This is a genomic window from Mesorhizobium sp. M7A.F.Ca.CA.004.06.1.1 (genome assembly GCF_003999135.1).
Classification (GTDB): Bacteria; Pseudomonadota; Alphaproteobacteria; order Rhizobiales; family Rhizobiaceae; genus Mesorhizobium.
Genome location: NZ_RZPQ01000375.1, coordinates 1 through 5,662, shown reverse-complemented (window position 1 = coordinate 5,662; position 5,662 = coordinate 1). Strand labels below are relative to the sequence as shown.

At 64.9% G+C, this 5,662-nt stretch carries 4 protein-coding genes; 3 read left to right on the top strand and 1 reads right to left on the bottom strand.

The window, feature by feature from the left end:
• Positions 1 to 184: 184 nt before the first annotated feature.
• Positions 185 to 976: an ATP-binding cassette domain-containing protein gene (locus tag EN906_RS20895; protein ID WP_164748715.1), complete on the bottom strand. Its 792-nt coding sequence runs from the start codon at positions 974 to 976 to the stop codon at positions 185 to 187.
• Between the two features lie 247 nt (positions 977 to 1,223).
• Between EN906_RS20895 and EN906_RS20890 the strand changes: the two genes are divergently transcribed.
• The 3 genes from EN906_RS20890 to EN906_RS20880 all read left to right on the top strand — a co-directional run.
• Positions 1,224 to 3,377, top strand: coding sequence for a TonB-dependent siderophore receptor (locus EN906_RS20890; protein ID WP_245465168.1), 2,154 nt, complete (start codon positions 1,224 to 1,226; stop codon positions 3,375 to 3,377).
• Positions 3,378 to 3,402: 25 nt separating this feature from the next.
• The gene (locus EN906_RS20885) at positions 3,403 to 4,263 is read left to right on the top strand and encodes an ABC transporter substrate-binding protein (RefSeq protein ID WP_127272291.1); all 861 of its coding nucleotides are present in this window, start codon (positions 3,403 to 3,405) and stop codon (positions 4,261 to 4,263) included.
• Positions 4,260 to 5,662 (top strand): iron chelate uptake ABC transporter family permease subunit (locus tag EN906_RS20880; protein ID WP_127375341.1); only part of this gene is annotated, 1,403 nt, incomplete at its 3' end. The genes EN906_RS20885 and EN906_RS20880, both read left to right, overlap by 4 nt.

The following is a 5,662-nucleotide window of genomic DNA, read 5'->3' as shown; positions in this document are numbered from 1 at the left end:
GCCGGGGTGGGGGCTTCGACCGCCGGCGCGGCACCGGCGGGTTGCTCCTGGGCCATCGCGCTGCCGGCCGACAGGATGACGGATGCGACCAACGCCGCCAACAAACCAGTTCTCGACAACAGCTTCTTCCTTGTTCTCACAGCGGCCTGCCGCCTTCTATTTCCCGCCGCCGCATCAGATATTGTCACTGCACATAGCCGACAGGCTGGCCGGTGACGGGGTGCGCGAACACGCCCATCTCCACACCGAAAATGCCTTTCAGCACATCGCTACGCATGATTTCGCCTGGCGTGCCGCGCGTCAGCAGCTTGCCGTCCTTGAGCGCGATCAGTTCGTCGCAGTAGCGCGCCGCCATGTTGGGATCGTGCAGCACGACGACGACACATAGGTCGCGTTTGCGGCTGAGCTCCTTGACCAGCCCGAGCACCTCGACCTGATGGGCGATGTCGAGTGCCGAAATCGGCTCGTCGAGCAGCATGACGCCGGCGTTCTGCGCCACCAGCATGGCGAGCCAGGCGCGCTGGCGCTCGCCGCCCGACAATTCGTCCACCAGCCGGTCGGCAAAACCCTCCATATCGGTCAGGGCCAGCGCCTCCTCGACATGCTGCCTGTCCTCGGCGCGGAAACGGCCAAGCGCGCCATGCCAGGGATAGCGCCCGAGCGTCGCCAGTTCGCGCACGGTCAGGCCGGTCGCCGCAGGCGTCGTCTGCGGCAGATAGGCAAGCGCGCGGGCAAATTCGCGGGCACCCCATTGCGGCAACGGACGTCTGGCGAAAGTGATGGCGCCTGAACTCGTCGGCTGCTGGCGCGCCATGAGCTTGATAAGCGTCGACTTGCCCGAACCATTGTGGCCGATCAGCCCATAGACGCGCGAGCGCTCCAGTTCGAGCGAGACCGGACCGAGCAGCGTCCGCTCGCCGACGGCAAAGCGCACCGCGTCGATATGGAAGGCAGTCTGGGCATCAATTCCAGCCATGCTCATGGCTTTTCTCCAGTGCGGCCGCCCGCATTTCCAGATTCCGGCATTTCGACGGGTCGTGCCCGGTTGACTATGAAACATGACCTTACTAGTCAACATTGAAGATGACTGCAACGATCAACAAATCGTCGCGACCGGCAATATCGGCACGAAAATTTGGAAACAGGGGGCGCAAAGGATGATTTCAGGACATGGACCGATTTGGCGGAACCGGATAGCGCGCAAGCGCCTGCTGATCGCAACGGTGTCGCTGCCGGCCCTGCTTGGCTGCGGCCATGCACTGGCCCAGGAGACGGTCACCACCACCCTAGACCCGATCAAAGTCCAGGAACGTGTCGAAAGCGCTTTCGGGCCGGTCAAGGGCTACGTTGCCACAAAGGGCTCCACCGGCAGCAAGACCGACACGCCGCTGATCGAGACGCCGCAATCGATATCGGTCATCACCAGGGACCAGATGGAAGCGCAGGCCGTCGACAGCCTGAACAGCGCGTTGCGCTACACACCCGGCGCCACCGGCAATCTCTACGGCACCGACAATCGCGGCCTCGGCCTGCAGTTGCGCGGCATTTCGAACGCCAGCGGCGTCTTCTACAGGGACGGGCTGCAGCTCAAGGAGAGCAATTTCACCCTGTTCACCGCACTCGATTCCTATGGCGCGGAACGCTACGAGGTGCTGCGCGGACCGGCGTCGGTACTTTATGGCCAGGCAAGCCCCGGCGGCATCATCAACTATGTCAGCAAGCGGCCAACCGAGGAAAACCTGCGCGAGGTCGAATTCGGTGGTGGCAGCTTCAACCGGTATGAAGGCAAGTTCGACTTCAGCGGTGCCGTGAACGCCGACAAGTCGCTGCTGTTTCGCCTCACCGGCGCCGCTCACATGGGCGACACGCAGACCGACTTCGTCAAGGACGACCGCATCTTCATCGCGCCGGCGATCACCTGGCAGCCCGATGCCGACACCAGCCTGACCATCCTCGCCAACTATCAGCGCGATCGCTCGGGCTGGGCGATGCAGTATCTGCCTGCCTACGGCACGGTCATACCGGGCAAGGACGGCAAGTACCTGCCGAACAGCATGTTCGTCGGCGAACCCGGCTTCGACTCCTACAACAACGACCAGGCCTCGATCGGCTACGAATTCGATCACCGTTTCAACGAAACCTGGCAGGTTCGACAGCATGCCCGCTACGTCCACCTTACCCACACCGAGGAAGGCGTCTTTGGTGGCGGACTGACGGACTCGAACGGCCTGGAACCTTCAAGCGGCGACTACTACCGTTATGCAGATGCCGGCGGCACCAAACTCAGCGGCGTCACCATCGACAACCAGGCACAAGCCGATTTCGACACCGGGCCGCTCGCCCACACGCTGCTCGTCGGCCTCGACTACAAACGCTATACTTACCGCGACTATGCCTCGGAAGGGACCGTCGAGGACGGTTTCAACGTCTTCGATCCGGTTTACGGGTACCCGATCACCGATCTGACGCCCTACACCGATACCGACACCACCCAGCAGCAAGTCGGTCTCTATGCGCAGGACCAGGTAAAGCTCGGCAACTGGCGGCTGACCCTTGGCGGCCGCCAGGATTGGTCGGACGCCAAGGTCTACGACAATCTGGCCGGCGGCTACATTCCCGAGCAGAAGGACAACGCCTTCACCAGCCGGGCGGGGCTCGTCTATCTCGCCGACAACGGGCTTGCGCCCTATGTCAGCTACTCCGAATCGTTCCAGCCCGTGGCCGGCGCCGACAGCGACGGCAATCTGTTCGTGCCCGAGACCGGCAGGCAGTACGAGATCGGGCTGAAATACCAGCCGACCGGGTGGAATTCCTTCATTACGGCATCGGTTTTCGACCTGACCCGACAGAATGTCGTGCGCTATGGCAATGAGGGCCGGCCCGACGACATGTTCCAGACCGGCAAGATCCGCTCGCGCGGCGTCGAACTCGAGGCCGTTGCCAGCCTCGATTCCGGCTTCGACCTGAGAGCGGCCTACACCTATCTCGACACCAGGATCACCAAGGCGACTTCTGTTGTTGATGATAATGGGAGTTCGATCAGCAATGAAGGCAATACGCCCTTCGGCGTGCCGAAGCATTCCGCGTCGCTGTGGGCGAATTACACCTTCGGCAGCGGCCGCCTGGAGGGCCTGGGGCTGGGCGCCGGTGTCCGCTATGTCGGCTCGACCTATGGCGACGACGCCAACAGCTTCAAGGTCCCATCGGTCGTGCTTGCCGACGCGGCGGTGCATTACACCTGGCAGAACGCCACGCTCAGCCTCAATGCCAGCAATCTGTTGGACAAACGCTATGTCGCCTCCTGTTTCTCTTCGGGCTTCGGCTGCTTCTACGGCGAAGGCCGCAGGATCAACGGTTCGGTGAAATACACATGGTAAAAGCAATGTGGCGGGCCGGCCCAAAATGGCGGCGCTGACACGGCGCCAGTATCTTGCCGGCCTCGCCGCGACCGGCCTCGCTTTGCCGGGCGGCATGGCACGCGCGGCACCTGCCCGCGTCGTCTGCCTGGAATGGACATCGGCCGAACTGGTGGTCTCGCTCGGCCTGTCGCCGCTCGCCGTCGGCGACACCAGGGGTTATGGCGACTGGGTGCAGGGCCCGGCGCTGCCGCAGGCCACCATCGACCTGGGATCGCGCAGCGAGCCCAATATCGAACTGCTTCGGGAGTTGCGGCCCGACCTGATCGTCGGCGCCTATGGCTATGGCTTGGACGAGAACAGCTTCACCAGATTGGCGCCGACCTTCAACGTGCCGTTCTACAGCGGCAAGGCTCCACCTTACGCGCAGGCGCAACAGGTGACGCTGCAGCTTGGCGACATGCTTGGCCGCAGGACGGAAGCAGAAAACCTTGTCGGGCGCACCGAAGCCTCGATCGCCCAAGCGCGTGCCAGGCTGGAGCGGGCGGTGCAAAAACCGGTCTGCGTCGTCAGCATGTTCGACGATCGCCATGTCCGCGTCTACGGCGCCGGCAGCCTGCTGCAGGATGTCCTCGACCGGCTCGGCCTCGTCAACGCCTGGACCGGCGCCACCAATGAATGGGGTTTTTCGACGGTCGGCATCGAGGAACTGGTCGCCGTCGGCGAGGCGCAACTGATCTCGCTCGATCCGATCCCGCCGCACGTCAGGATCAGGATTGCCCGCAGCTCGCTCTGGGCCAATCTGCCCTGCGTCCGGAACGGCCAGGTGCGGACCATTCCGCCGGTCTGGCCGTTCGGCGGTCTCACTGCTGCCGCGCGTTTCGCCGAATTCGTGGCAGCGGCATGATCGCTCAGGCAATGTCCCTGCCGCGACAGCGCGACGGCATCGGCGCGTTCATCCTGCTGGTGGCCGTGCCCGCGGGCCTGGCACTGATGCTGACCATCTTCGATCTCATCAACCTTTTCCCGACGCACTTGTGGTGGCATGCGCTCACCGCTCCCGACACATCCGATCCAGCGCAGTTGCTGTATCGCTATGCCTTCCTCCCGCGTGTCGCCGTCAGCATGCTGGCCGGCGCGGCACTTGGTCTCGCCGGTGTCGTCATGCAGCATGTGCTGCGCAACCCGCTGGCCGAGCCGACCACGATCGGCACCAATGCCGGAGCGAGCCTCGCATTGGCGGCCGCCACCCTCTACGCACCATGGTTGCTGGAAGGTGGCCGCGAAGGCGTGGCGCTGGCTGGCGGCGCGCTCGCCACATCAGCCGTTTTCGCACTGGCGCGCGGGCGCAGCTTTTCGCCAGTGTCGATCATCATCGCCGGCCTCGTCGTCAGCCTCACTTTCGGCTCGGCCGGCGCGCTGCTGATGGCGCTCAACCGCGAATACACCGAGGAGCTGTTCATCTGGCAGAGCGGCTCGCTGGTGCAGAATGGCGACGCGGCGGTCCTTGTTCTGGCGCCATGGCTGCTGGCCGGCATCTGCGCCGCGCTCCTACTCTGGCGACCGCTACGCCTGCTCGACCTCAGCGACGACGGCGCGGCATCGCTCGGCACCCGGCCGGCCGTCATCCGCCTTGCCGGCATGACAGTCGCCGTCTCGCTTAGCGCGCTGGTCGTCGCCGAGGTGGGCGTCATCGGTTTCGTGGCGCTCGCCGCCCCGGCGCTGGCGCGGCTGGCCGGAGCGCGCACGCTTGGCCGCCGCCTGGTCTGGTCGCCGCTGGTCGGCGGTGCCCTGCTCTGGCTCACCGACCGGCTGGTGCAGCATTTGCCGTTCACCGGCGAAATCCCCGCCGGCACCGCGACCGCTTTGCTCGGCGCGCCGCTGCTGCTGTTCCTGTTGCCGCGAATGCGAACCACCCCCGAAAGGCAGGCCGACATGGTGTCGTCGATACGCCTGCCGACAAACGGCCTGCCGTTGATCGCGGGCCTGCTGGCGCTCATCCTCGCGGTTGTCCTCGCCATCGGCTTTGGCCGTGGCGCAGGCGGTTGGCACTGGATCGCATCCGCGGATTTGACCGAGCTGCTTGCCCTGCGCGCGCCTCGCGTCGTCGTCGCCCTGTCGGCGGGCGTCCTGCTCGCCGTCGCCGGCACGCTGATGCAGCGCATGACCGGCAACCCGATGGCCGCACCCGAGGTCCTGGGCATTTCCGGCGGCGCCTCTTTCGGCGTGCTGGCGCTGCTGCTGCTCAGCGACAGCTTCGACCGCTCAACAATGCTCGGCGCGGCCTTGGCGGGCGCCTTTCTGGC